Source organism: Streptomyces chumphonensis (assembly GCF_014779715.1).
Lineage (GTDB): Bacteria > Actinomycetota > Actinomycetes > Streptomycetales > Streptomycetaceae > Streptomyces > Streptomyces chumphonensis.
The window spans coordinates 617859-643599 of sequence record NZ_JACXYU010000001.1 but is presented as its reverse complement, the minus strand read 5'-3'; the positions used below and the strand labels follow the sequence as shown (position 1 = coordinate 643599).

Sequence of the window (25741 nt, the reverse complement as noted above, 5' to 3'; positions counted from 1 at the left end):
ACCGCGACGACCCCGGGAAGCACCCCAGTGACCAGACAGCGCCCCACGGGCCGCCGGCGCGGGCGGTTCGGCTCCACGACGCGCACCGCGCTGACGGCCGCCACCGCCCTCGCCGTCCTCGGCACCGGCATGACCACGCTGCCCACCGGACCGCCCGCCGCCCCGACCGCGTCCGACTCGGCCTCGGCGGCCGAGCGCGAGGCCCGCGCCGAGGCGACGCGGAGCGGGGAACGCGTGCAGGTGACGGAGTTGAACGAGGAGCGCCGCACGGTCTTCGCCAACCCCGACGGCACCTTCACCGCCGTCGAGTACACCGAGCCCGTCCGGACGGTGCGGGACGGCGCCTGGGTCGACGTCGACGCGACGCTGACCCGGCGCGAGGACGGCGGCTGGTCGCCGAAGGCGTCCACCGTGGAACTGGAGTTCTCCGGCGGCGGCGACGGTCCGTTCGCCCGGATGCGTACGGCCGGACGGGAGTTCTCCCTCACGTGGCCCGGCGGGGAACTGCCCGAGCCGCGTGTCGAGGGGGACAGCGCCACCTACGAGGAGGTGCTGCCCGGCGTCGACCTCGTGGCCCGGGCCGAGACCGACGGCCTGGGGCACCTGCTCGTCGTCAAGTCCGCCGAGGCCGCCGCCCAGCCGGAGCTGAAGCGGATCGAGATGGGACTCGGCACCCGGGGGCTGAGCGTCGAGGAGGACGCGTCCGGTGCCCTGCGCGTGGTGGACTCCGCCGTCGGCGGCACCGTCTTCGAGGCCGGCGCGCCGGTGATGTGGGACGCCGCCGCGCCGCACGGCCCCGACACCACGACCGGTTCCGACGCCACCCCGGCGTCCGCCACCCCGGCGTCCGCCACCGTGACGCCGGCCTCCCTGCGGTCCGGCACCGACGACGCCGCCACCGACGCCGCCGCCGAGGACGCCGCCCTGCGCGGCCCCGGCGACGGCGGGCGGACGGCACCGGTGGACATCGAGGTCACCGACGAGGCGCTGGCCCTCGTCCCCGACCGGGACCTGCTCACCGGCGAGGACACCGTCTTCCCCGTCGTCATCGACCCCATCCAGAAGACCGTGAACCGCTCGGCCTGGACGAACGTGATGTCGGGCAAGCCGTCCGCGCAGAGCTGGAAGTACTCCGGCGACCAGGGCGTCGGCCGCTGCCCGACCAACTACAACCCGGTGGGCTGCAACGGGATCGGTGTGCGCCGGGCGCTGTTCACCCTGCCGGTGTCCGGCTTCCGGGGCAAGCAGATCCTGGGGGCCACCTTCTCGGCCCGCGTGGCCCACGTGTACTGGGCCGACGCGAAAGCCGAACCGATCCGCCTCTACCGGATCGGCGGGAAGAACTACAAGGTCACCTCGGGCAGCGACTGGTCCAACACCAAGGACGACTGGGCCGACTACCTCGCGACGGTGGACCGGAAGATCTCGCCGACGTCCTGCTCCAGCCAGGCCAACCTGCACTTCGAGGGCGGCGAGCTGACCACCGAGGTGCAGGCCGCCGCCGACGGCGACTGGTCCTCCCTCTCCCTCGGCCTGCGCACCACGGACGAGGGCCGCTACGAGGAGTGGAAACGCGTCTGCGGCAACGCCTACCTGTCCGTGCGGTACAACACTGCGCCCGAGCAGGTCGACCACACGCTGATGTCCTCCGACCCCGGCGGCGCCTGCGTCTGGGGCGCGGACCGGCCCTACGTCGAGCGGCCCCCCGTCCTGCGCGCCGAGGCCCGCGACCCCGACCACACCTCGTCCCGCACCGACAAGGTCAAGATGCGGTTCAAGGTGACCTGGCAGAACGCCTCGGGCGTCGATGAGACGTACACGTACGACACGCCGTACAAGGCCCCCAACCCCGGCACGACCTTCTCCCACGAGGTGCGGGAGACGATCCCGGAGAACACCGTCGTGTACTGGTCCGCACGGGCCTACGACGGCGACGCGTGGGGCCCGTGGAGCTACGACAGCACCCCGCAGCGCTGCGAGTTCGTCTACGACACCACCCGGCCCGGCGCACCCGACGTCGACTCCGAGCAGTACCCGGACGACGGGATCTGGCACCACGGCGTCGGCACGCCCGGCACCTTCACCTTCACCCCCAACCCCGACGACGCCGGCCCCGGCAGCGACGTCGTGGAGTACCGCTACGCCTTCGACGGCGAGCCCATGCAGGCCCTCGCCCCCGAACAGCCCGGCGGCCCGGCCTCGGTGACCCGCACCCCGCAGACGGCGGGTCGGCACTGGGTGACGGTGGAGGCGTACGACAAGGCGAACAACTCCAGCACCCGGGCGCAGCACGAGTTCCTCGTCACCGACGGCGAACCGGCCGCCGGGCAGTGGAACCTGGCCGACACCCCGGGCGCACCGGACGCACACGACGAGTCCGGCCGCCACCCGGCGACCGCCGGCGCGGGCGTCACCTTCGGGGTCCCGGGCCCCGGCAGCCACGCCGACTACGCCGCACGCCTGGACGGCACCGGCGACGCCTACCTGGACGCCGGGGACACCGTCGTCGACACCGCCGAGGGCTTCACCGTCAGCGCCTGGGTCCGCCCGGCCTCCCTCGACCGGGACATGACGGTCGTCAGCCAGGACGGCACCGGCGAACCCGGCTTCGTCCTCGGCTACGACGCGGCGGCCGGGAGCTGGACGTTCTCCACCCCCGTCTCCGACGTCGACTCCCTCGGCCGCTGGGAGGTCACCGCCGGCGTCACCCCCGTCGTGGACGCCTGGACGCTGCTGACCGGCGTCTACGACGCCCAGGCCACCGGCGGGCCCACGCTGCGGCTGTACGTGAACGAGCAGGCCCAGGGCAGCGCCACGCGGCACTCGCCCTGGACGTCCTACGGCCCGCTGCAGATCGGCCGCTCCCTGGACCGCACCGGCTACCGCGACCACTTCCACGGCGACCTGGCCGAGGTGCGGGCCTTCACCCGCGTCCTGCCCGCCGCGCAGGTGGCGGAGCTGATCACCGTCAAGGCCCAGCGCGCGGGCTACTGGATGCTGGACGACGCGGCCGACGGCACGTCAGCCAACGTCCACGACGGCGGTCAGCCGCTGGAACTGGCCGGGAACGCGGCGATCTACCGGCCCACCGACCCGCTCTTCGACGAGGCGGCGCTCGTCGGCGACGGGCACCTGGAGCTGGACGGCTCCGGAGGCCACGCGGCCACCGCCACCCCGCCCGTGGGCGGCGACGCCAGCTTCACCGTCGCCGTCCGGGCCCAGCCCACCACGCTGGACCCGCAGCGGTCCCAGACCGTCCTGTCGCTGCCGGGCGCCGCGGCCGACCGGTTCGCGGTGCGGTACCAGGCCACGACCGGCCAGTGGGAGCTGGAGGTGGCCGAGGAGGACACGGCCGCAGCGGCGACCGTGACCGTCACCGACGACCAGCAACTGCCCACCACCGGCGGCTCCGGCCACCACCTGGCCGTCGTCTACGACGCGTTCGCCAACGAACTGCGGCTCTACGTCCAGGGACAGCTCGCCGACACGGCCATCGCCACCGACACCACGCTGTGGCAGGCCACCGGCGGACTCCAGGTCGGCCGCTCCGCACACGACGGCGGCAGCGAGCACTTCGCGGGAGCCCTGGACGAGGTCCGGGTCTACGCGGGCGCCGCCGACCCCGTCGCCGTCCGGCACATGGCGTCCCTGACCGCCACGCCGGACCTCTGACGCGGCACGGGCGCCGCCGGGACCGGAAGCCACCGGTCCCGGCGCGCGCCCGCACCCGCGCCCTCGCCTCCGTACCGCCCCGCACCGGCAACCCAGGGAGTGGAGACCCAGTGAAGTCCCTCAGAGGACGCTTGCCCGACCGGCGCGTGCCACGCCGCGCGAAGGTCCCGATCGCCGTCGGGCTGAGCCTGGCCGTGGCCACCGGCCTCGTACAGTTCGTCGCCTTCGACGACACCGGCGACGGCCGACCCGACGTCCAGAGCTCCGGCGACCCCGCCGAGGGGAGGAACGCCGAGCCGAAGCCCCGCGCCTCCGACCCGGCGCGGGACGCCGCCGTCACGACCCTGGACGGCGCCGAGTGGCCGCGCGCCGAGAGCGCCACGGTGCCCGTCGGTGCGGAGCCCGGTTCCGGTGAGGCCACCGTGATCGGCGGCCTGCCCGTCACCGTCACGGCCGCCGACGCCGCCGCCACCGACCCCGCCCAGGTCACCGTCTCCTCGCTCGGCCGCGAACGCGCCGCCGAGACGGGCAGCGCGGCCCTGCTCAAGGTCGCCCGCGCCGACGGCGAGGCCGATCCGGCGTCCGTGGAACTGACTCTGGACTACGGCGAGTTCGCCGAAGCCTACGGCGGCGGCTACGGCGCCCGGCTGCGCCTCGTCGAGCTCCCCGAGTGCGCCACGCACGCCACCCCCGGCAGCGCGGAGTGCCCGGAGCTGCCCGAACCGCTGCCCACGCGCAACGACGTCGAGGACCACACCCTGACCGCCACCGTGGCGGCCCACGGCGCCCGGGACGGCCTCTCCACCCAGGCCGGGGAACCCGTGCGGCTGCTCGCCGTCAGCGCGGGCGACTCCTCCGCCCAGGGCGACTACAAGGCCACCAAGCTCTCGCCCTCGGCGGAGTGGTCGGTGGCCAAGTCCTCCGGCGGGTTCTCCTGGAGCTACCCGTTCCGGACGGTCCCGACGCCGGGCGGGCTGAAGCCGAGCATCGGGCTCAGCTACTCCTCGCAGGCCGTGGACGGCCAGACCTCGGTCACCAACAACCAGGGCTCCTGGATCGGCGAGGGCTTCTCCTTCGAGCCGGGCTACATCGAGCGCCGCTACAAGCCCTGCGCCGACGACGGGCACGACACCTCCGCCGAGCAGTGCTGGGCCTTCGACAACGCCACCATGATGCTCGACGGCGCCTCCGGCGAGCTGATCAAGGACGACGACACCGGCGAGTGGCACCTCACCGGTGAGAACGGCGCCCGGATCGAGAAGCTCACCGGCGCCTCCAACGGCGACGACAACGGTGAGCACTGGAAGGTCACCACCACCGACGGCACCGAGTACTACTTCGGGCTCAACCGCCGCCCCGGCTGGTCCTCCGGCGACGAGCAGACCCACTCCACCTGGACCACGCCCGTCTTCGGCGACGACTCCGGCGAGCCCTGCTACGACGCCACCTTCGCCGACGCCCACTGCCAGCAGGGCTGGCGCTGGAACCTGGACTACGTCAAGGACACCCACGGCAACGTGATGTCCTACCTGTACGGCAAGGAGACCAACCACTACGCGCTGAACGGCAAGACGGACGTCGACGGGACGGCCTACACCCGCGGCGGCTACCTCAAGCGCGTCGACTACGGGCAGCGCGACGGGAAGGTCTTCAGCACCGACCCCGCCGCCCGCGTCGTCTTCACCACCGCCGAACGCTGCCTGCCCACCAAGGACTTCGACTGCGCGGCGGGCAAGTTCACCGAGGCCAACGCCGCGCACTGGCCCGACACCCCCGTCGACCGGTACTGCAAGGCCGGCACGAAGTGCGACGTCAGCCAGGCCGCCGCCACCTTCTGGACGCGCAAGCGGCTCACCGGCATCACCACCCAGATGCACACCGGCGGCGGCTCCTACCAGGACGTGGACGCCTGGACGTTCACCCACCTGTTCACCGACAACGGCGACGACTCCAAGACGCTGTGGCTCTCGACGATCGACCACGAGGGCAAGGTCGGCGGCAGCGCCGAGCTGCCGGCCCTGGAGCTCCAGGGCGAACAGCTCGTCAACCGCGTGGACAAGAACGGCGACAACATCGCCCCCTTCCACCGCTTCCGCCTCAGCTCCGTCCTCACCGAGACCGGCACCCAGCTCGACGTCAACTACGCGCCCACCGAGTGCACCGCCGGCGCACTGCCCGAGCCCGGTGAGCAGACCAAGCGCTGCTACCCCGTGCGCTGGGCCCCGCCCGGCCACATCGACCCGATCACCGACTGGTTCCACAAGTACGTCGTCGCCGAGATCATCCAGACCGACCGCACCGGCGGCGCCCGCGACCTCGTCACCCGCTACGACTACCAGGGCCCGGCCGGCTGGCGGCACGGCGAGAAGGACGGCATCACCGACGAGGAGATGCTGACCTGGGACCAGTGGCAGGGCTACGGCAAGGTCACCGTCACCAGCGGCGACGGCCAGACCATGCCCACCCGGATCGACTACACCTTCCTCCAGGGCCTGGACGGCGACAAGAAGCCCGGCGGCGGCACCCGCACCGAAACCGTCACCGACTCCACCGGCACGAGCCACACCGGGCACAAGGAGTACACCGGCTTCGAACTGGAAGCGGCCACCTACGACGGCGACGCGGTCCTCGCCAAGACCATCAGCGAACCGTGGAAGCACGTCACCGCGACCCAGACCAAGCCCTGGAAGACGACGAAGGCCACCCTGGTCCGTCCGCGGACGTCGCGCGGCTTCAAGGCCCTCTCCGACGGCAGCTGGCGCGAGACGAAGTCCACGACGACGTTCGACACCTCCGTCCGCAGCGGCCGTGCGACCAGGATCGAGGAACTCGGCGACCTCTCCACGACCGAGGACGACACCTGCACCCGCCTGTGGTACGCGGACAACCCCGGCCGGAACATGTACGAGGTCCCCTCGCGCAGCGAGAAGGTGGCCGTCGCCTGCTCGGCCACCCCGGACCGCACGACGGACGTCCTCGCCGACGAGCGCACCGCCTACGACGGCGGCGCCTTCGGTGACGCCCCCACGAAGGGCGACCCCACCACCACCGAGCGGATGACGTCCCACGACGGCACCACCGCCACCTACCAGACCACCGGCACCACCGCCTACGACGCCTTCGGCCGCCCCACCTCCCAGACCGACGCGGGCGGCGCGACCACCACCACCGCCTACACCGACACGCACGGCCTCATCGCGAAGACCGAGGTCACCAACGCGCTCGGGCACGTCACCACCACCGACTACGCCCCCGCCTGGGGCCAGTCCCGTGGCCAGACCGACCCCAACGGGCAGCGCACCGACCTCGCGTACGACCCGCTCGGCCGCCTCGTCTCGGTGTGGATGCCGGACCGGGCCACGAGCCAGTCGCCGAGCATCAAGCACTCCTACGCCATCAGCCGGGACAAGCCCGTCGCCGTCAAGACCGAGAAGCTGGAGGTCGGCGGGACCTACGGCGTCGAGTACCAGCTCTACGACGGCCTCCTGCGCCCCCGGCAGAAGCAGACCGAGGGCCCGGGCGGCACCCGCATGGTCGCCGACACCCACTACGACGGCACCGGAAAGGTCTGGAAGACCACCGCCACCTACAACGCCGCAGGCGCGCCCTCGTCGGACCTGCTGCTCGTCTCCGACGGCGAGGTCGGCGCCCAGACGCTCTACACGTACGACGGCCTGGGTCGGCCCACGCGGCAGACGTTCGCCGTCGCCGGGGTGGAGCAGTGGAGCTCCACCACCGACTACGACGGCCAGTACACCCACGTCGACCCGCCCGAGGGCGGCGTGCCGACCACGACCGTCACCAACGCCGCGGGCCAGACCACCGAGGTGTGGCACTGGGACGGCCCCACCCCGAACCCCGGCGGCGGCGCCGGACCGGGCAACGGCTACGACACCACGGCCTACACCTTCACCCCGGCCGGGCGACTGGAGACCGTCACCGACTCCCAGGGCAACACCTGGCGCTACGCCTACGACCAGCTGGGCCGCCAGGTCGAGAACATCGACCCGGACGCGGGCACGTCCACGATGGTCTACGACGAGCTCGACCAGCTCATCTCGAGCACCGACGCCCGAGGCGAGAAGACCTCCACCGTCTACGACGCACTCGGCCGCCCCACCACCACCTGGCAGGGCGACCCGGAGACCGGCACCAAACTCACCGAGACCCGCTACGACCGCGAGGGCTGGCTCGGTAAGGTCTATGCCTCCCTGCGCTACGTCGAGGGTGGCAGTGAATACTTCGGCACCGTCGTCCAGTCCATGGACGACTACTACCGCCCGCTGAAGACCGCCTACCGGGTGCCCGACTCCGAAGGCGCCCTCGCGGGCGTCTACACCTTCACCCAGAGCTACAACCGCGACGGCACCCTCCAGAGCACCGGAATGCCCGCCGCCGGAGGACTGGGAGCGGAGTCCCTCGCCTACGACTACGACGAACTCCAGCGCGCCACCGGCCTGTCGGGCAACGACACGCCCTACGTCAAGGAGACGACGTACTCGCCCACCAGCCTGATCCAGCAGCTCGCCCTGACCATGGACAGCGGCGAGACGCTGTGGCAGACCTACGACTACGAGAAGGGCACCGACCGCCTCACCAGCTCGGTCCTCGACGCCTCCACGCAGCAGACCCCGCTCCGTTCGGCGGACTACTCCTACGACGCGGCGGGCAACATCCTGTCCATCGCGGACCGCGCGGGCGCCGCCCCCGACGTCCAGTGCTTCGCCTACGACACCGGCCGACGCCTCTCCGAGGCGTGGACCCCGGCGGCCGACGCGCAGACGGCCACCGGTTCCGGCACCGTCAGCGGCCAGCTGGCCGGCAGTAGCCCGTCCGCCTGTGACGCCGCCCCCGGCGCCGCACCCCTCGGCGGCCCGGCACCCTACTGGTCGTCCTACACGGTCGACTCCATCGGCAACCGCACCCAGGAGGTCCGGCACGACACCGGCCTCGACCCGGCCCAGGACACCACCCGCACCTACACCTACGGCGAGGGCGACGCCGGTCCCCACGCGGTCACCAAGGTCGTCGAGGACGGCCCCACGGTGGACCAGCAGTCCACCTACGTCTACGACGTGAACGGCAACACCACCCAGCGCGTCATCGGCGGCGACACCCAGACCCTGGAGTGGAACGCCGAGGGCAAGCTGACCAGGACCACCGAGGCGAGCGGCGACGAGGCGAGCTACGTCTACAACGCCGACGGCGACCGCGTCCTGCGGCGCGATGCCACGTCCACCACGCTCTACCTGCCCGGCATGGAGCTGCGGCTCGCCAACGGCTCGACCACGGTCAAGGCCACCCGGTACTACGCGTTCGCGGGCCAGACCATCGCCGTCCGCACCGACGACGGCACGCTCTCCTACCTCGCCGACGACCATCAGGGCACCGCCCAGCTGGCCGTCGACGCCGCGACCGGCCAGGTCTCCCAGCGCCGCTTCAACCCCTACGGCCAGGACCGGGGTTCCCCCACCGGCCAGTGGCCCGGGGAGAAGGGCTACGTCGGCGGCACGATCGACCGCCAGACCGGACTCACCCACATCGGAGCACGCCAGTACGACTCCGAACTGGGCAAGTTCATCTCGGTCGACCCGATCATCGACTACACCGACCCCGAGCAGATCAACGGCTACGCCTACGCCAACAACAGCCCGGTCACCAACTCCGACCCGTCGGGTCTGCTGTGGATCGGCATCGGCGGCGGCCACCCGGTGGCATCCGTCGACTACTGGAGGAACTACGGCGGCTCCAACGATTCCTCGGGGATTCCCGAAGCCAAGGCCGATGTCAGTCGGGCGCAGAACAACTACAACGCCGCCCGGCAGCAGACCGTCGACGCCGCCAAGGAACTCGTCGAGATCGCCAAGGACATCCTCGGCATCAACGCGGCGATGGACTGCTTCTCCAGCGGCGACCTGGCGGCCTGCGGCGAGACCGCGCTCAACATCGCCGGCACCTTCGTCGGCGGCCTGGCGGGCAAGATCCTCGCCAAGTACGGCGCACCCTGGCAGTGGGCGAAGGGCGCCCGCATGGTCAAGCGTGTCTGGGGTCTGCTGGGCGATCTCACCTCGGGTGTCAAGGGGATGTGGAAGCACTCCAAGACGCTCAGCAAGGCCAAGGACAAACTCGCCGCAGCCAAGAAGAAGGCGCGCAAGAACCGCTCGGAAGGAAGCGACGAGCCAGCAGGCGCGGACCGCCCGTCGAGAGCGGAGAGTCCGGACGGTCCGGATGGCGGTAGCTGCCTTATCAACAGCTTCGTCCCCGGCACCCGGGTCCTCATGGCCAGCGGAACCACGCAGCCGATCGAGGACGTGAAGCTGGGCGACAAGGTGATGGCCACCGACCCGGAGACGGGCGCGACCGAAGTTGAGACGGTCACGGCGGAGATCACCGGAACGGGAGCCAAGAACCTCGTCAAGGTCACCCTCGACCTCGACGGTGGCCAGGGCGAGGAGACGGCCTCCGTCACTGCGACAGACGGCCACCCGTTCTGGGTTCCCGAACTGGCGGCTTGGCTTGACGCCACCGACCTCCGAGCCGGTCAGCGGCTTCGCACCAGCGCGGGCACGCACGTCCAGATCGCCTCGGTTGAGCGCTGGACCCAGCAGGCCACGGTCCACAACCTCAGCGTCAGCGACCTTCACACGTACTACGCCCTGGCCGGGCCCCAGCCGGTTCTCGTCCACAACTGCAAACCCAACAAGTGGACGCCCGACGAGAACTACTCGCCGGATGCCATCGAGAATCGCAGAACCGAGTGGGCCCAGCAAGCACGTCTCACCAAGAAGCACGACAGACTTGCACGTGCTGTCGCCTCCGACCCGTCCTACCCGCAGCGCGTGACGAGTGCAGGGCCGGACTTCTGGCGGAACGAGGGAAACGTGCGCAACTGGAAAGACTGGAAGAACTCACCGATCTTTGACGGGGAGGCCATGGGTATGCCTGGCCAAACCCGTGTCATGGTCCACCATAAGAGAGGAGAGATAGCGTGGTTCCCGCTCGACAAGAACGGCGTGCACGACTACAACAATCCGGTCTTCTATAAGTACGCTCGACGCTGGTAACGGGAAGGGATTGGAGTGTACGGAAAGAGCGACGTGGCCTCGGAACTGGTCAAGGGACTGTCCGCCGCAGGGCTCGACCTCGTAGAGGTCGTGGGGGAAGTCGATGATCTCCTCCCCGCGCTGGTGGCGCGGTACGTGACCCAGCTCTTTCCTGAAGACGGGCGGCAGGACGTCCTTCTCCGCCACGGCACCCCCCATCTCACAGCGAGGTTGAATGAGGAATGGGAGCGCACTGCGGTCGCAAGCGGCCTGTTCGGCGACGGGAGGAGTGGCGAACGCACCTTTCTCGTGGGGATCGAGATGAAGGCCGGCACGGCGGACGAAGAGGACATCCCGGCGTACCGGTGGGCCCGCGTGACCCTTTCCGAGGGATGGGACATCGCCGGTGCCGGGTGCGCGTCGGGCGTGCTCGGCACCGGGCGGAACAATCCCACGTTCGCGATGGCCTCAGTGCGCGGGGACGTTCTCATGGTCGCCGGGTACTGGCAGGTGGGCGTCGGCTTCGCGGTGATCTCGCAGCCCGAACACGTCTCGAGGCTGCGAGATCACGCCCGGCGGATCGCGGCGTTCCCACATGTCGAGCCCGCCACGCGTGAATGGGCGGACAGGTGGCTGACCGCCCACCCTCAAAATTGACCGTCGGAGCAGCGATCTGCGGTTCGGTCAGCAGCGCGGAGACCCGCTCATGCGCCGCTGACCGAAGTCGCTGAACCCTATTCGTGGGGGTGCTTTTCCGCAGCCGTCGTGGCGGTGTGCGGCGGGGTGAAGGCGCCCCAGTGGCCGTCGGGGAGCTTGGCGCGGACCGTGACGGTGTGCCGGGTCCCCGGGGTGCCGTCGACGGGGAGTCGGTGGGTGACGCGTTCCTCGGCCTCGTCGGTGTCCCAGACGAGCGTCGCGGCGAACTCCCCGTCGAGGTGGATCTCGTACGTGGTGGCCCGCACTCCGGTGTCCGGCGGGGCCCAGGACAGCTCCAGGTGCTTCCCGTCGTCGGCCGCCTCCACCCGGAGGCCGGTCGGCGCGGTGTTCTCGCCGCCGCCGTCCCCCTTGTCGGTCGTGAGTGTGGCCGTGTCGCTGGTGGGGGAGAGGTTGCCCGCCGCGTCCTTGGCCCGGACGGTGAACCGGTAGGTCGTGCCGGGGCGCAGGCCGGTGATGAGGGTGGTGGTGGAGCCGTCGGTCACGCTGTGGATCGCGGTGCCGCCCTGGAGGACGTCGTAGGACGTCACGCCGGTGTCGTCGGACGCCTCCCGCCAGGTGAGCGTGGCCGCCCGGGAGCCGTCGGCCCGTGCCCGCAGGTCCTCCGGCCGCGTCGGGGGCTTCTCGTCCGGCTGGTCGGAGAGCGTCGTGACGGTGACCTCCCGGCTGAACGGTGAGAGGTTGCCGTCCCCGTCCTCGGCCCGGACGGTGAAGGTGTACGCGGAGGAGGGCCGCAGCCCGTCGACGTCCACCATGTACGTCTCGCCGGACACCTCCGCGACGCGCTCGCCGTCGCGGTGGACCTCGTAGGCGCTGACGTCCTCCCCGGCGTCCGCCCGGTTCCACATGACGTGCACGGACGTGGCCGTTCCGGCGTGGACGGTCAGACCGGACGGTGCCTCGGGGCCGTTCGCCCCCTCCTGCGCGCCGGCCGCGCACGCGGTCAGCGACAGCGTGGCGGCGAGTGTCAGGGCGGCCCAGGGGGCGATCCGTCGCACAGTGGCCTCCGCTCGCCGGTACGGGTCTGGACATCTATCGCACGGGTGACTCCCCCGGGCAAGACCCGTGCTGCCACAGCCGGTTGCATCCGGAAGCCACCCTCGCGGAACGCTGGTCCGCGTCGAGACTATTGGACAACGTCCAATTAGGTTAGCCTTGCCTTCGTTGAGTCGGTGGGGATGTTGGCGCGGGAAACGTCCGGCGCGCTCCGCCACGGAGGAGAGGACACGCATGACGCCGGACACCACCGGAGGCACGGCCACCGTGGAGGACACGGCAGCCGTCCGCGGCGCACCCGCCCAGCCGAGCGCCGGACCGCCGACGCCACGGGGCCGGGCGGAGGACGGCGCACCCACCGGCGCACAACCCACCGGGGACGGCGCGGCGCTGCGTCTGCTGATCGCTCCCGTTCGCGGTCGCCTCGTCGCGGGTGCGGTGTGCCAGGCGCTCGGTTCCGTGGCCGCGGTGATCCCCTACATCTGCATCGGCGAACTCGCCCTGGCCCTGCTGGACCCACCGGTGGACCGCCGGCGGGTGTGGGCGGTGGTCACCGTCGCGGCGCTGGCCCTGGTCGCGCGGTTCGTGCTGATCGGGGCGGCCGGCGCGATCAGCCACATCGCCGACGCCGATCTGAGCCACCACCTGCGCACCCGGCTGGCGGGGCACCTCGGCCGACTGCCGCTCGGTTGGTTCGGCCGACGTGCCAGCGGCCGGGTCAAGACCGCCGTGCAGGACGAGGTCTCCGCCCTGCACACCCTCGTGGCCCACGCGGCCAACGACTTCGCCGGTGCCGCCGTCACGCCCGTCGCGACCCTCGCCTACCTGTTCTGGGTGGACTGGCGGCTGGCCCTGGTCAGCATGGTGCCCCTGGTTCTCTTCGCTGCGGCGTACGCCCGGATCACCCAGGGCTACGGGGAGCAGATGCGGGGCTACGTGGGCGCGCTGGGCCGCATCAACGCCGCAGCGGTCGAGTTCGTCCGTGGGATCGCGGTGGTCAAGGCGTTCGGGCAGGGACGCCGGGCCCACGCCCGGTTCCTGCGGGAGGCGGACGCCTTCGCCGAGGCGTTCCACGACTGGACCAAGCCCATGCTGCGGCCGTTCGCACTCGCCATGGCCGCCGTGTCCGGCCCGACCATGCTGCTCGTACTGCTCGGTACGGGCATCGGGTTCGTCGAGGCGGGCTGGTGCGAGCCGGTTGATCTCGTGCCGTTCCTCGTCCTGGGCATCGGCCTGGCCGGACCTCTGCTGAACCTGGAGCACTCGGCGACCTCCCTGCAACTGGCGCGCGCCGCGGCCGGGAGCCTCGCGGGTCTGCTGAACACCCCGACGGTCCCTGAGCCCGGCACCCCGAGGAGCCCCGACGGGCACCGGGTGGAGCTGCGCGGGGTGACCTTCGGCTACGACGGCCGCACGCCGGTCCTGCGCGGCGTCGACGCCGTGCTCGAACCGGGCACGGTGACCGCGCTCGTCGGCGCGTCCGGGTCGGGGAAATCGACGCTGGCCGGGTTGCTGCCCCGATTCGCCGACCCGGACGCCGGGGCGGTGCTGATCGGTGGCGCCGACGTACGGGACATTCCGTCCGATGTGCTCTACGGGCAGGTCGGGTTCGTGCTCCAGGACGTCGGACTGCCCCGCGTGAGCCTGCACGACAACATCGCGCTCGCACGGCCCGGGGCCGACCGCGCGCAGGTCGTGGAAGCGGCGAGGGCCGCCCATGTCCATTCCGTGATCGAAGCCCTCCCACGGGGCTACGACTCGGTCTACGGCGAGGACGCCCACCTCTCCGGTGGGCAGGCGCAGCGCGTCACCATCGCCCGTGCCCTGCTCGCCGACACGCCCGTGCTGGTCCTGGACGAGGCCACCTCGTGGGCCGACCCCGAGTCGGAGGCGGCGATCCAGGACGCCCTGTCCCGGCTGGCCGTCGGACGCACGGTCCTGGTGATCGCGCACCGACTGTCCTCGATCACCGGCGTGGACCAGATCCTGGTCCTGGACGACGGACGGGTCGTCGAACGCGGCCGGCACGCCGAGCTGCTCGCGGCGGGCGGGCGCTACGCCCGGCTGTGGGCCGCCCGGTCGGTCGCCCTGCCCGCGACGGCGGATCCCGACCCGCTCCCGTCCCGCCCCCACGCCGCCGACCCCGGCCCCGACGCCACCGCCCCCAAGGAGTAACCCCGTGATCCGCGAACTCGGACGGCTGCTGGGGACGGAACACCGTCCGGCCTACCGCCTCTACCTCACCGCACTCGTCCTCTACGGCGTGTTGCAGGGCCTCGCCTATATCCTGCTCGTCCCGGTCCTGCGTGATCTCCTGCGCGGCGACGTGGCGGCCGCGACCCGCTGGTTCGGCGCCCTCGCGGCGGCCGTCGTGGCGAGTTGGCTGGTGTCCTACGCCGGCCAGCAGCTCGGCTTCCGGCTCGGCCACCTGCTCTCCCGCACCCTGCACCACCGGCTCGGGGACCACCTCGCCCAACTGCCGATCGGCTGGTTCGGCGGGGACCGCGTCGGCCGCGTCGGTCAACTGGCCAGCAAGGGCGTCGTCGACATCATGGGACTGCCCGCCCACCTCCTCCAGCCGCTGCTCTCCGCCGCCGTGACGCCGGTGACCGTGGTGACCGGGCTGCTCGTGCTCGACTGGCGGTTGGGGCTGTGCGCCCTCGCCGCGGTCCCCCTGGTGTTCGCGGTCTACCGGTGGGCGGCGGGCCGCGCCGCCACCGTCGACGAGGAACTGCACCACCGCAGCGCGGAGGCGGGCGACCGGATCGTGGAGTTCGCCCGACTCCAGCCCGTGCTGCGCGCCGCGGGCCGCACCGGCGACGGCTACGTCCAGCTCGCCGACGCCCTCTCCGCCCAGCACGCCGTGGGCCGTCGGCAGGTGCGCCGCGCCCTTCCGGCGCTGGGCGGGACGGCCCTCACGGTGCAGCTGGTCTTCACGGCGCTGCTCGTGGCCGGAGCGTCCCTGGCCCTGACCGAGCCGGACCGCATTCCCGAGCTCGTGGCCCTGCTCACGCTGCTCGCCCGCTTCGCCGAGCCGCTGGCCGCGTCGGCCGAGTACGGCGCGCAGATCCGTACGGCCCGCAACAGCCTGGCCCGCATCAACGAGGTCCTGGCCACGCCGCCGCTGCCGGAGCCCACGCGTCCGGCCGACCTGGACGGGTCGCGGGTCGAGGTGGACCGGCTCACCTTCTCCCACGTCGACGGCGGTCCCCCGGCCCTGCGGGAGATCACCTTCACCGCGGAGCCGGGCACCACCACGGCGATCGTCGGCCCGTCCGGCGCGGGCAAGACGACGCTGCTGTGGCTCCTGGCCCGCTTCCTGGACGCCGAGCCCGGCGCGGGCACCATCCGTGTGGGCGGCGCCGACCTGCGGGACCTGACCGGCGAGCAGCGGGCCGACCTGATCACCCCGGTGCTCCAGGACGTGTACCTCTTCGACGGCGGCATCGCCGACAACATCCGGCTCGCCCGCCCGGACGCCGACCCGGCCGAGGTGGTCGAGGCCGCCCGGCTGGCCCGGGTCGACGAGATCGTCGAGCGCCTGCCGGATGGTTGGGACACCCAGGTCGGCGAGGGCGGTTCGGCGCTCTCCGGCGGCGAGCGGCAGCGCGTCTCCCTCGCACGGGCCCTGCTCAAGAAGTCCCCGATCGTGCTGCTCGACGAGGCCACCGCCGCCGTCGACCCCGAGAACGAGGCCGCCATCACCGAGGCGCTCGCCTCGCTGGCCAGGACGCGCACGGTGCTGGTCGTCGCGCACCGGCTCACCACGGTCACCGGCGCGGACCAGATCCTCGTCCTGGATGGAGGACGGATCGTGGAGCGCGGCACGCACCCCGAGCTCGTGGCCGCCGACGGCCGGTACGCGGCCTTCTGGCACGGGCGGCGACGGGCCGGCGGCTGGCGCCTGCGGCCCGTCGGCTGACCGGCCGGGGTGTGAGACGGTGGCGGGCATGGCAGCGAGGCCCGGTGGACCGGGACGTGGAGAGCGGACCGTCCCCCCGAAGCGACGCAGACCGTCGATCACCCCTGACCGGGTGGTCGACGCCGCGCTGGAACTCACCCGGGAGCACGGGCTGGACGGCTGGACCATCCGTCAGCTGGCGACGGTGTTGGGCACCTGGCCCAACACCGTCGCCCACCACGTCGGGGACCGCGAGGATGTCGTCGCCGCCGTGGTGCAGCGCGTCGTGGCCACGATGCCGAACCCGTCGCCCGAGCTGGGCTGGCAGGAGTGGTTCCGGGAACTGCTCCTGTCCGGCCGGGACGTCATCGGCCGGTACCCGGGCGTCGCCCGTCGCCTGGCCCGGGACGGAGCGACCGTGCCCGCAGCCCTGCCGATCATGGACCGGGGCATCGGCCTGCTGGTGTCCGCCGGCTTCGGCGACCGAGCCCCCTTGGCCTACGGCGTCCTGCTGAACAGCGCCGTGCTGCTCATCGCGCTGGACGACGACCGCCGGCTCGTCGGACCCTCGGCGGGCGAGGCGGCGACCGCGCTGATGGAGATGGCGGCGCCCGCCGGGGCGGGAACCGGATGGGCCTCCCTGCAACCGTGGCTCCGGGCGTCGGCCACGGACTCCGGGGCCGTGGCCGACGCCCTCTACCGCTACACCATCGAGTCCGTGCTCGCCGGCCTCCAGGCGGACCTGGAAACCATGCGGCCGCACTGACGGGTTGACTGCGTCCGGGCACGCGCCTTCACAGGTCGTCCAGGGCGATCAGGCCGTCCTGGACGGCGCGCGCGACGAGGTGGGCCTTGGTGCGGGCCGGGCGCCCCGCGTCGCCGTACTTGTCGCGTATGCGGTCCAGGTAGGTGTTCACCGTCCGGACGGAGATCCCGAGGTCGGCGGCGACGGCCGACTTGGAGTCCGAGCGGAACCACGTCAGCAGGACGTCCCTCTCGCGCGGGGCGAGCTGCGGCCGGTCCGGTCGGTTGGCTCCGCCGAGGAGGGTGGCGAGGGCGGGGGAGGTGTAGCCGGTGCCCCGGGCCGCCGCGAGGGTGGCCGCCACCAGGTGCTGGGCACCCTCGGCCTTGGTGATCAGGGTGTGGGCGCCGAGGTCGAGGCAGGTGACCGCCGCCGTCCGGCTCTCGCCCGGGGCGTGGACGAGCACCCGACGCCCCTGGGCGACGAGCGTCCGCAGCTCCTCGTAGGCGCGGCGCCCCGGGGACAGGTGCAGGTCCAGCACGACGACGTCCGCATCCCGGCCCGGCCCGGCGAGCGCGGTGGCGAGGTCACGTCCCGTGGCGCACACCGTGATGGGCTCGCCGGAGGCGGCGTACCAGGCTTCGAGGCCCGCGAGGACGACGGGGTGGGCGTCGAGCAGGGCGACCCGCACCGTGCCCTTCGACGTCACGACGGGTCGTCACCTCACTGCTGCCGATCCTCGTTTCGGCCAACCTACCGCGACCGCGCGGACCGGGGGAGGGCCGGGCCGAGAGGGGTGGGAGTGTCCGACCCGGTGGCTACCGTTCAGCCATCTGCCGGCCGAACGCGAGTAGTCGGCCGGGTCGCCGCCCGGCGGGCGGTGCGCCGCGCCGTGGTGGCGGCGCGGCGCACGTCGGGCAGCGGGGGTCAGCCCACCAGGAGGTAGCTGGTGCCCCAGCCGGTCGGGTTGCAGTTGCCCCGGTAGCGCCGGTCGGTGTCGGTGTAGGAGAAGCCGGACGGGATGGTGCAGGCCCAGATCCCGGTGCGGGGTTCGGCCAGCAGGTAGCTGGTGCCGTAGTCGGTGGCGTTGCAGTTGCCCCGGTAGCGGCGGTCGGTGTCGGTGTAGGTGTAGCCGGACGGGACGGTGCACGCCCAGATGCCGTCGGCCGGGTCGACGACGTAGTAGCTGGTGCCCCAGCCGGAGGGGTTGCAGGTGCCCCGGAAGCGGCGGTCGGTGTCGCTGTAGGTCTTCCCGGACGGGACGGTGCACGCCCAGAATCCGGAGGCAGCCGTTGCGCTCTCCTGTGCCGACGGCGCGCTGGAGGGCGCGGCGGCTGCGGGCGCGGCGGCCAGGCCGCCGAGGGCGAGCGCTGCCGCGCCGGTCGCCGCGGTGATGGCCGTACGGATTCTCGATCGCTTCATGTGACGGACTCCTTGGGCAGGCGCAGCACGCGGCGGACCGGCCGGTCGGTGCGCCGTTCCTCCGCCGACTGCGACGGTCATCGGGCACCGGTCATGCTCACATCATGATCAGCGCCGGGCAACGGACTTCGGACCCCTGGCGTCGCACTCCGGTCAACTTCGGTGAAGGCGCGGTGTGGACGACCGGCGTCACGTGAAGAAGGAGTGAAACCGGAATATGCCTGCGGAACGAGCCGAACCGAGCCGTGCGTCCGGCCCCAGGGGGGGCACACGTCCCGGCGGTTCGGGGCCGCGAATCTGGCCGAAAAGGCGCGGTACCGCTCCGTGCCCTGTTGACCGGCGGACACCACCGCCGACCCCGTCCCGCCACCACGACGGCGGCGGAGGCGGTGGCCGGGGCGGTGGCCGGGTGGCGGTCAGCCGGTGGTCAGGGCGGTGGTGACGAGGGCGCGGGCCTCGTCCTGGACGCGGGCCAGGTGGTCTGGGCCGCGGAAGGACTCGGCGTACACCTTGTAGACGTCCTCGGTGCCCGAGGGCCGGGCGGCGAACCAGGCGTCGGCGGTGCACACCTTGATGCCGCCCAGGGGCGCGTCGTTGCCCGGCGCGTGGCTGAGGACGGAGGTGATCGGGTCGCCCGCGAGGGTGTCGGCGGTGACCTGGCCGGGGGACAGGCGACCGAGGGCCGCCTTCTGCTCGCGGGTCGCGGGGGCGTCGACGCGGGCGTAGGCCGGTGCGCCGAAGCGTTCGGTGAGGTCGACGTACTGCTCGCTGGGCGTGCGTCCGGTGACGGCGAGCATCTCGGCGGCCAGCAGGGCGAGGACGATGCCGTCCTTGTCGGTCGTCCACACCGAGCCGTCGCGGCGCAGGAACGAGGCGCCGGCCGACTCCTCGCCGCCGAAGCCGAGTGTGCCGGAGGCCAGGCCGTCCACGAACCACTTGAAGCCGACGGGGACTTCGACCAGCTCCCGGCCGAGGTCCGCCGCGACCCGGTCGATCATGCCGGAGGACACCAGCGTCTTGCCGACGCCCGCCCCGGCGGGCCAGCCCTCCCGGTGCCGGAAGAGGTAGGCGATGGCGGCGGCCAGGTAGTGGTTCGGGTTCATCAGGCCGCCGTCGGGGGTGACGATGCCGTGCCGGTCGGCGTCCGCGTCGTTGCCGGTCGCGATCTGGTAGGCGTCGCGCGCCGCGATCAGGGAGGCCATCGCGTGGGGGGAGGAGCAGTCCATGCGGATCTTCCCGTCCCAGTCCAGCGTCATGAAGCGCCAGGTGGGGTCGGTGTGCGGGTTGACGACGGTGAGGTCGAGCCGGTGCTCCTCCGCGATGCGGCCCCAGTAGGCGACCGAGGCGCCGCCGAGGGGGTCGGCGCCGATCCGCACGCCCGCCGCGCGGACGGCGTCCAGGTCGAGGACGGAGGGCAGGTCGCGCACGTAGGAGCCGAGGAAGTCGTACCGGCCGGTGGTCGGTGCGGCCAGCGCGCGGGCCAGGGGCAGCCGCCGCACCTCCTTCAGTCCGCCCGCGACGATCTCGTTCGCGCGCTCCTGAATCCAGCCGGTGGCCTGGGACCCGGCGGGCCCGCCGTGCGGCGGGTTGTACTTGAACCCGCCGTCGGAGGGCGGGTTGTGCGAGGGGGTGACGACGACGCCGTCCGCCCGTCCGGAGGCGCGGCCCCGATTGTGGGTGAGGACGGCGTGCGAGAGCGCCGGGGTGGGCGTGTACCCGTCGGCCTCGTCGACGAGCAGTGTCACGTCGTTGGCGGCGAACACCTCGGCCGCCGTGACGCGGGCCGGCTCGGACAGGGCGTGGGTGTCGGCGGCCAGGAACAGCGGCCCGTCGGTGCCCTGCCGGGCCCGGTACTCGCAGATGGCCTGGCTGGTGGCGGCGATGTGGTCCTCGTTGAACGAGCCGGTGAGGGCCGACCCCCGGTGCCCGGAGGTGCCGAAGGCGACGCGCTGCGCCGGGTCGGCCGGGTCGGGACGCACCGCGTAGTAGGCGGTCACGAGCCGGGCGACGTCGATCAGGTCCTCGGGCCGGGCCGGCCGTCCGGCGTGCTCGTCGGGCATCGGTCACTCCTCCGCGTCGTCGGGGGTGCGGCGCGTCCGTGGCGGTCCGCGCGGGGGCCGCGTCGGGCGTTCCCCGAGCATGATCCCCCCTCGTCCCGCCGCGCACCACGCCGCCCCGCGCCGGTCGGGCCCCGCGCGTGGCGTGCGCGGGGCCCGGGGCCGGGGGTGGCGGCGGGCCAGATCCCCTTAGGGGGTGTCGTAGCCGAGGGTGTAGGCGCCCGATCCCGAGGCGGCGCTCAGGCGGTAGGCGTAGTGGCCCCGGGCGCCGGTGTGCCGGAGGCTGCCGTCGGCGTCGCCGGTGGCGACCGTCCGCCAGGCCCGGCCGTCCCAGTGCAGGAGGGCGAGGGTGAAGCGGGCGCCGTCGGGGGCGTCCAGGCAGGCGCGGTGGGTGCCGGCTGCGGCGTGGAAGGAGCCGCCGCCGGGCTGGTGGGCCGAGCCCCCGGCGGGGAGGCTGCCGGTGCGGGTGTTCTCGTGGCCGGTGCAGGCCGTGCCGGGGCCGTCGCTGATCTCGGCGCTGATGGCGCGGTCCATGACGTCGAGGCCGACGAGGTTGAAGGGCTTGTTGATGTTGCGCATCAGCGAGTCCTGCGACGGCCGGTAGATGCCGTTCTCGTACTGGTGGCCGCCTTCGAAGGCGCCGATCACGCCGCCGTCCGGGGTGGAACGTCCGTGGTAGGCGGCCCACTTGGCGCCGTTCGGGTCGGTGGTGACGTTGGGCTCGGAGGGCTCGCCGCCGCTGTGGGTGGTGCCGGGCGTCCAGTACTCGTCGGCCAGGCCGCCGACGGAGTGGCCCAGTTCGTGGATGGCGATGCGCCCGGCCTGGTCGTTGCCGCCCGCGACGGTGGCCAGGCTCGGGTAGCCGGCACCGCCGTACTTGGTGGTGTTGCCGACGGCGAGGATCGCGTCGGCGTCGGGGGCCTGGGCGGCGTAGGACTGGGCCTTGGACTCGTTCAGGCACAGCAGCCGTTCGATGCCGCCGCAGAAGAAGTGCATGTCGAGCGCGGTGTCCCGGTAGACGCCGCGCCGCGGGTCGTGGTCGACGCCCGACTCGGCGGAGACGACGTTCACCAGCCAGACGTTGACGCCGTCGCGGTACCGGTCCCAGGGGGCGGTGGCCGCGATCTCGGCCCACTTCTCCTCCGCGTGGCGCCGCAGGGTGGCGGACTCGGCGGCGGTGTAGCCGTCGCCGACGATCACCATGTCGAACCGGCTCTCGGAGGGGCCGGTCTGGCGGATGGGCACCACCTCGGCGGCGGCTGCCGCCTCCCGGTCCCGGGCGCTCGGCGCCTGCTCGGGCTGCCGGGGTATCTCGACGCGGGTGATCGAGCCGTCGGGGGAGAACACCTCCCGCCACTCGGTGTGGGGCGGCGGACCGGCGTTCGCCGGGGTGGCGGGCAGGGCCGCGAGTCCGCAGCCGAACACGGCCGCGAGGGCGGTCAGGGACAGGAGCACGGGACGGCGTCGACGCATGGGCGTCTCCTCGTGGGGGTGGGTGCGGCGCCGGGCACGGCGGCTGGGCCGGGCGGGGCGCACGACGCTTAAGCGGGGGGTTAAGTACACGCGTGTGAGCAGTTAAGTTAACGCTCTGACGAGGCCCTGACAACCCGTCAAGGCGAACGCGAAGGGCGCGACCCCCATACCCCGGTATCACGCCAGGTGGGGTGACTTTCCGGCCTTTCGGCTCTTCTGCGCCTCTTCGCGGGGGCGCAAGTCCTCCCCGGCCGGACCTGCTGCGCCCCCGCGCGCGGCGGGGGGAGATGACGCAGCTCAGGAGCTGTGTCGGTCGCGCGCAGGACGGTTCGGATACCGGGAGAGGGCCAGCGTCTGCCACGCGAATAACAACATTCCGGGCAAAGGTCAAGACGGCATACCCACTTGCGCGTGGCATACCCGCCCATGAATGCTCCATCAGGTCCGGCGAACATCCGGAGGGGGAACACGTGAGCGTGTCGAACGACCCGATCGCAGACTTACCCGAAGCCGCGAAACTGCGGCAGACCTTCGACCCCGAACAGCTGCAAGCCGATGTGGACCGACTCGGCGCACGGACCTGGGGCACCCAGCGATCCCTGGTGGACGGGGACGGGTTGACCCCGTCCGAGCAGACCGACTGGCGTTGCCTCGCCCTGCGCGCCCCCGGTGGGGACCCCGACCGCACCGACCCGGGCGGCCCCGGCCTCCAGGGGTTCGCCGACACCCCGTGGGCCGCGCACGCGCCGTACCTCACCGAGGTCCTCGCGTCGCTGCCCGCCGAACTGCGCAGCGCCCGTCTGATGTCCCTGGCCCCGGGCGTCACCGTCCCCGAGCACCGCGACACCCCGACCGGCCTGCCGTACGGGTTCGTGCGGGTGCACGTGCCGATCCGCACCAACCCGGGCGCCGTCCTGACCATCGACGGAGTGCAGCACCGCTGGCAGCCCGGAACGTTGTGGTACGGGGACTTCAGCCGCCCGCACAGCGTCTCCAACACCGGGGAGCGGGCGCGGATCCACCTGGTGGTCGACTGCCTGGTCAGCCCCGAACTGTTCGCCCTGTTCCCCGAGGCGTTCCGCCGACGCGTCCCCGTGAGCGAGGTCGCCTTCAGCCGCCCCGAGGTTCCGCTCCAGGCGTTCGAACCGGCCGACTTCCGCTGTGAGGTCCCGGTACCTCCCTTCGCCCTGCGCCTGGACGACCAGGCCGCCGAATCAGCCGAACCGGACCTGCCCGCGCGCGTGATCGACGACGCGGGGACGCTCGTCCTCCAGATCACCGACGGCCCGGCCATCGCCCTCGTCCACGTCGGCGGCGGCGAGTTCCGCTTCCAGGGATGGACCGAGGAACGCGGGGTCCGGCTCGACCTCTTCGGGGACACCCCGCGCGTCGACTTCTTCACGCGCTGCGGACGCCGCAGACGGCACGTCGCCCGCAAGGCCGTACTCGCGCGCTGACGCCCCCGGCCGTCCCTGATCCCCACCCCGCTTCCCCCACCCGGTGCGCCAGGCCGTCCGCGCACCCCTCCGATCGCGTGGGAGACCCGCGCCGCCGAGCGCGGTGCCACCCGCGCCCACCCCCCACCGCCGCCCCCGGGCGGCCCGTCACGAGGAGGTCCACCATGCGCTACCTGCACTGAACACCCCGTCGGACGTAGCGGCCCCGGAGCCCCGAAGAGAGGGGGAGACGCCATGCGCTACCTCCACTGATCCACCAGTGGTCAGCGGGTGCCCCCGACGCAACCCGGGGGCACCCGCTGCCCGTCACGCACGGCAGAGAGGCACGTGATGCACCTGTTCCGCCCGCTGGACGACGCCACCATCCGCGACCCGCACCCCATGTACCACCGCCTGCGCTCGGCCGATCCGGTGCACTGGTACGAGCCGCTGGGCGCCTGGGTCGTCAGCGGATACGAGGACTGCCTGCTCGCGCTGCGCCGCACCGAGACGTTCTCCTCCGACCTGCGGGCGGCCGGTATCGACGTCCCGGACAACCTGCTCAGCATCCAGACCCTGGACCCGCCGGAGCACGGCGCCGTCCACCGCGTCCTCATGGACGCCTACCGCCACCAGGACTTCGCGGCGATCCGGGCCCGCCTGGAGGACCGGGCGGAGCGGCTGCTGCACGCACTGCGGGAGCGCGGCGGCGGCGAACTGGTCACGGACTACACCGCGCCGCTGGCCTTCACGGCCGTCGCCGAACTCTTCGGTGTGCCCGACGCCGACGAGAAGAACATCGTCGCCTGGTCGGAGGCCATCGTCGCGGCCATGGACTCCGGCCTCACCCCGGAGGCCGCCGCACCGGGCACCGCGGCCCGCGACCACCTCAGCGCCCAGATCTCCGACTGGCTCGACCAGCGCCCGCAGGGCGGACTGCTCGGCGACCTCCTCCGCGCACGGACCGACACGGGGATCTCCCGCGACATGATCCTCAACACCCTGCGCGCCACGCTGCACGCGGGCTACGCCCCCAGCAGCAGGTTCGTCGCGGCCTCCGTCCTCTCCCTGCTGCGCACTCCGGACCGGTGGCGGGAACTCCGCACCACCGGGGTGAGCGAGGCGGCGATCCGGGAACTGCTGCGCCACTCCGGCCCGGTGCAGGCGGTCTCCCGCGTCTGCGCCGCCGACCACGAACTCGGCGGCCGCACGATCCGGCGGGGGCAGGACGTCATCGTGCTCGTCGCCGCCGCCAACCGCGACCCCCGGCGGTTCCCCGACCCGGACGCCCTGGACTTCACCCGGGACCCGAACCACAACCTGGGCTTCGGGTGGGGCGCGCACGCCTGCGCCGGTGCGTCCCTGGCCCGCCTCACCTGCGCCGTGGCCCTGACCGCACTGCTGCGCCACGCCCCCGAGCTGCGCCTGGCCGGGGAGCCGGTCCACTGGCGCCACGCGACCCTGCGGGGGCTGCGGGAGCTTCCGGTGAGCGGGGTGCCCGCGTGAGCCCCCTGGGACGCGGCACCGCTTCCGACGGAGGCCCCGTCGCTCCGGACGGAAGCCCCGTCGGCCTCTACCGCGCCTTCCCGGCCGGCCGGGAACCGGAGGTCATCCACGGCGCCGTGCCACGCGGCGCCCCGATCCTCGAACTCGGCTGCGGCGCGGGCCGGATCACCCACGAGCTGACCGCACTCGGCCACCACGTGGTCGCGGTGGACCAGAGCGCCGCGATGCTGGCCCACGTCCGCACCGCGACCCGTGTGCACGCGGACATCGAGACACTGGCGCTGCCCGACCGCTTCCCCGCCGTGGTGCTCGCCGGATATCTGGTGAACACGATCGTCCCCGGCCAGCGGGACGCCTTCCTGGACACCTGCCACCGCCACGTCACCGACGACGGGCTCGTCCTCGTCCAGCGCACCTCGCCCACCTGGGCCGCCGCCCTGGAAGCCGGCCACACCGTGCGCTCCGGCCCGATGGTCGTCACCATCACCGAGGCCCGCCTCGAAGGCGGCGTGCTCCACGCGGCCCAGGAGTGCCGGCACGGCGACACCACCTGGACGCACGCCTGGACCGACGTCGTCCACGCCGACGAGGAGTTCGAGAAGATCGCCGAGGCCGCCGGATTCACCCTGGCCCGCTGGCTCGACCGGGACCGGGAATGGGCCGTCCTGCGCCCCCTGCCCCACTGAGCGCCCTCGCGCCGCACGCCTACGCCGCAGGATCGGGGATTGGTCGCGCGAACGGGTGGGAATGCCACCCGGAGACTCGTGGGGAGGGCGGAG

The 25741-nt window shown here is 72.8% G+C and carries 14 protein-coding genes; 9 read left to right on the top strand and 5 right to left on the bottom strand.

What is annotated here, in order from left to right:
• The first annotated feature begins 27 nt into the window (after positions 1-27).
• The 3 genes from IF129_RS26855 to IF129_RS02600 all read left to right on the top strand — a co-directional run bounded on the left by IF129_RS26855 (position 28) and on the right by IF129_RS02600 (position 11372).
• Positions 28-3672 (top strand): LamG domain-containing protein, encoded by a 3645-nt coding sequence (locus IF129_RS26855; protein ID WP_191207744.1) that lies wholly within the window; start codon positions 28-30, stop codon positions 3670-3672.
• Between the two features lie 146 nt (positions 3673-3818).
• Positions 3819-10736, top strand: a complete 6918-nt coding sequence (locus IF129_RS02605; protein WP_191207743.1) for an RHS repeat-associated core domain-containing protein — start codon at positions 3819-3821, stop codon at positions 10734-10736.
• Between the two features lie 15 nt (positions 10737-10751).
• Positions 10752-11372 (top strand): hypothetical protein, encoded by a 621-nt coding sequence (locus tag IF129_RS02600; protein WP_191207742.1) that lies wholly within the window; start codon positions 10752-10754, stop codon positions 11370-11372.
• Between the two features lie 77 nt (positions 11373-11449).
• Here the strand turns inward: IF129_RS02600 and IF129_RS02595 are convergent, their stop codons facing one another.
• Positions 11450-12427: a fibronectin type III domain-containing protein gene (locus IF129_RS02595; RefSeq protein ID WP_318153502.1), complete on the bottom strand. Its 978-nt coding sequence runs from the start codon at positions 12425-12427 to the stop codon at positions 11450-11452.
• Between the two features lie 232 nt (positions 12428-12659).
• Here IF129_RS02595 and IF129_RS02590 point away from each other — a divergent pair, with 232 nt between their 5' ends.
• The 3 genes from IF129_RS02590 to IF129_RS02580 are packed head-to-tail and all read left to right on the top strand — an operon-like array spanning position 12660 to position 17092.
• Positions 12660-14600, top strand: coding sequence for an ABC transporter ATP-binding protein (locus IF129_RS02590; protein ID WP_191207740.1), 1941 nt, complete (start codon positions 12660-12662; stop codon positions 14598-14600).
• A 4-nt stretch (positions 14601-14604) separates the two neighbouring features.
• Positions 14605-16347, top strand: a complete 1743-nt coding sequence (locus tag IF129_RS02585) for an ABC transporter ATP-binding protein (RefSeq protein WP_191207739.1) — start codon at positions 14605-14607, stop codon at positions 16345-16347.
• A gap of 28 nt (positions 16348-16375) precedes the next feature.
• Positions 16376-17092, top strand: coding sequence for a TetR/AcrR family transcriptional regulator (locus IF129_RS02580; protein ID WP_224754212.1), 717 nt, complete (start codon positions 16376-16378; stop codon positions 17090-17092).
• Positions 17093-17120: 28 nt separating this feature from the next.
• Here IF129_RS02580 and IF129_RS02575 read toward each other — a convergent pair whose 3' ends face one another.
• The 4 genes from IF129_RS02575 to IF129_RS02560 all read right to left on the bottom strand — a co-directional run bounded on the left by IF129_RS02575 (position 17121) and on the right by IF129_RS02560 (position 22020).
• The gene (locus tag IF129_RS02575; protein ID WP_191207738.1) at positions 17121-17777 is read right to left on the bottom strand and encodes a LuxR C-terminal-related transcriptional regulator; all 657 of its coding nucleotides are present in this window, start codon (positions 17775-17777) and stop codon (positions 17121-17123) included.
• A 218-nt stretch (positions 17778-17995) separates the two neighbouring features.
• Positions 17996-18490 carry a hypothetical protein gene (locus IF129_RS02570; protein WP_191207737.1) on the bottom strand — a complete coding sequence of 165 codons (495 nt, stop codon included), beginning with the start codon at positions 18488-18490 and terminating at the stop codon, positions 17996-17998.
• Between the two features lie 416 nt (positions 18491-18906).
• Positions 18907-20550, bottom strand: coding sequence for a phosphoglucomutase (alpha-D-glucose-1,6-bisphosphate-dependent) (gene pgm / locus IF129_RS02565; RefSeq protein ID WP_191207736.1), 1644 nt, complete (start codon positions 20548-20550; stop codon positions 18907-18909).
• Between the two features lie 186 nt (positions 20551-20736).
• Positions 20737-22020, bottom strand: coding sequence for a M64 family metallopeptidase (locus tag IF129_RS02560; RefSeq protein WP_191207735.1), 1284 nt, complete (start codon positions 22018-22020; stop codon positions 20737-20739).
• Between the two features lie 470 nt (positions 22021-22490).
• Here IF129_RS02560 and IF129_RS02555 point away from each other — a divergent pair, with 470 nt between their 5' ends.
• The 3 genes from IF129_RS02555 to IF129_RS02545 all read left to right on the top strand — a co-directional run bounded on the left by IF129_RS02555 (position 22491) and on the right by IF129_RS02545 (position 25648).
• A complete protein-coding gene (locus IF129_RS02555) occupies positions 22491-23477 on the top strand; it encodes an aspartyl/asparaginyl beta-hydroxylase domain-containing protein (RefSeq protein WP_318153501.1) in 987 nt (328 codons plus the stop codon).
• Between the two features lie 330 nt (positions 23478-23807).
• Entirely contained in the window at positions 23808-24962 is a 1155-nt protein-coding gene (locus IF129_RS02550; RefSeq protein WP_191207733.1) for a cytochrome P450, read from the top strand.
• Complete coding sequence (locus IF129_RS02545) at positions 24959-25648, top strand: class I SAM-dependent methyltransferase (RefSeq protein WP_318153500.1); 690 nt, start codon at positions 24959-24961, stop codon at positions 25646-25648. The genes IF129_RS02550 and IF129_RS02545 overlap by 4 nt, the downstream gene beginning before the upstream one ends.
• The last annotated feature ends 93 nt before the right edge of the window (positions 25649-25741 follow it).

What these genes read in the sequence shown, in the direction of transcription:
- IF129_RS02590 (WP_191207740.1), top strand. Translation starts at nt 12,660, where the DNA reads ATGACGCCGGACACCACCGGAGGCACGGCCACCGTGGAGGACACGGCA.
- IF129_RS02580 (WP_224754212.1), top strand. Translation starts at nt 16,376, where the DNA reads ATGGCAGCGAGGCCCGGTGGACCGGGACGTGGAGAGCGGACCGTCCCC.
- IF129_RS02570 (WP_191207737.1), bottom strand. Translation starts at nt 18,490, where the DNA reads ATGAAGCGATCGAGAATCCGTACGGCCATCACCGCGGCGACCGGCGCG.
- pgm (WP_191207736.1), bottom strand. Translation starts at nt 20,550, where the DNA reads ATGCCCGACGAGCACGCCGGACGGCCGGCCCGGCCCGAGGACCTGATC.
- IF129_RS02560 (WP_191207735.1), bottom strand. Translation starts at nt 22,020, where the DNA reads ATGCGTCGACGCCGTCCCGTGCTCCTGTCCCTGACCGCCCTCGCGGCC.
- IF129_RS02550 (WP_191207733.1), top strand. Translation starts at nt 23,808, where the DNA reads ATGCACCTGTTCCGCCCGCTGGACGACGCCACCATCCGCGACCCGCAC.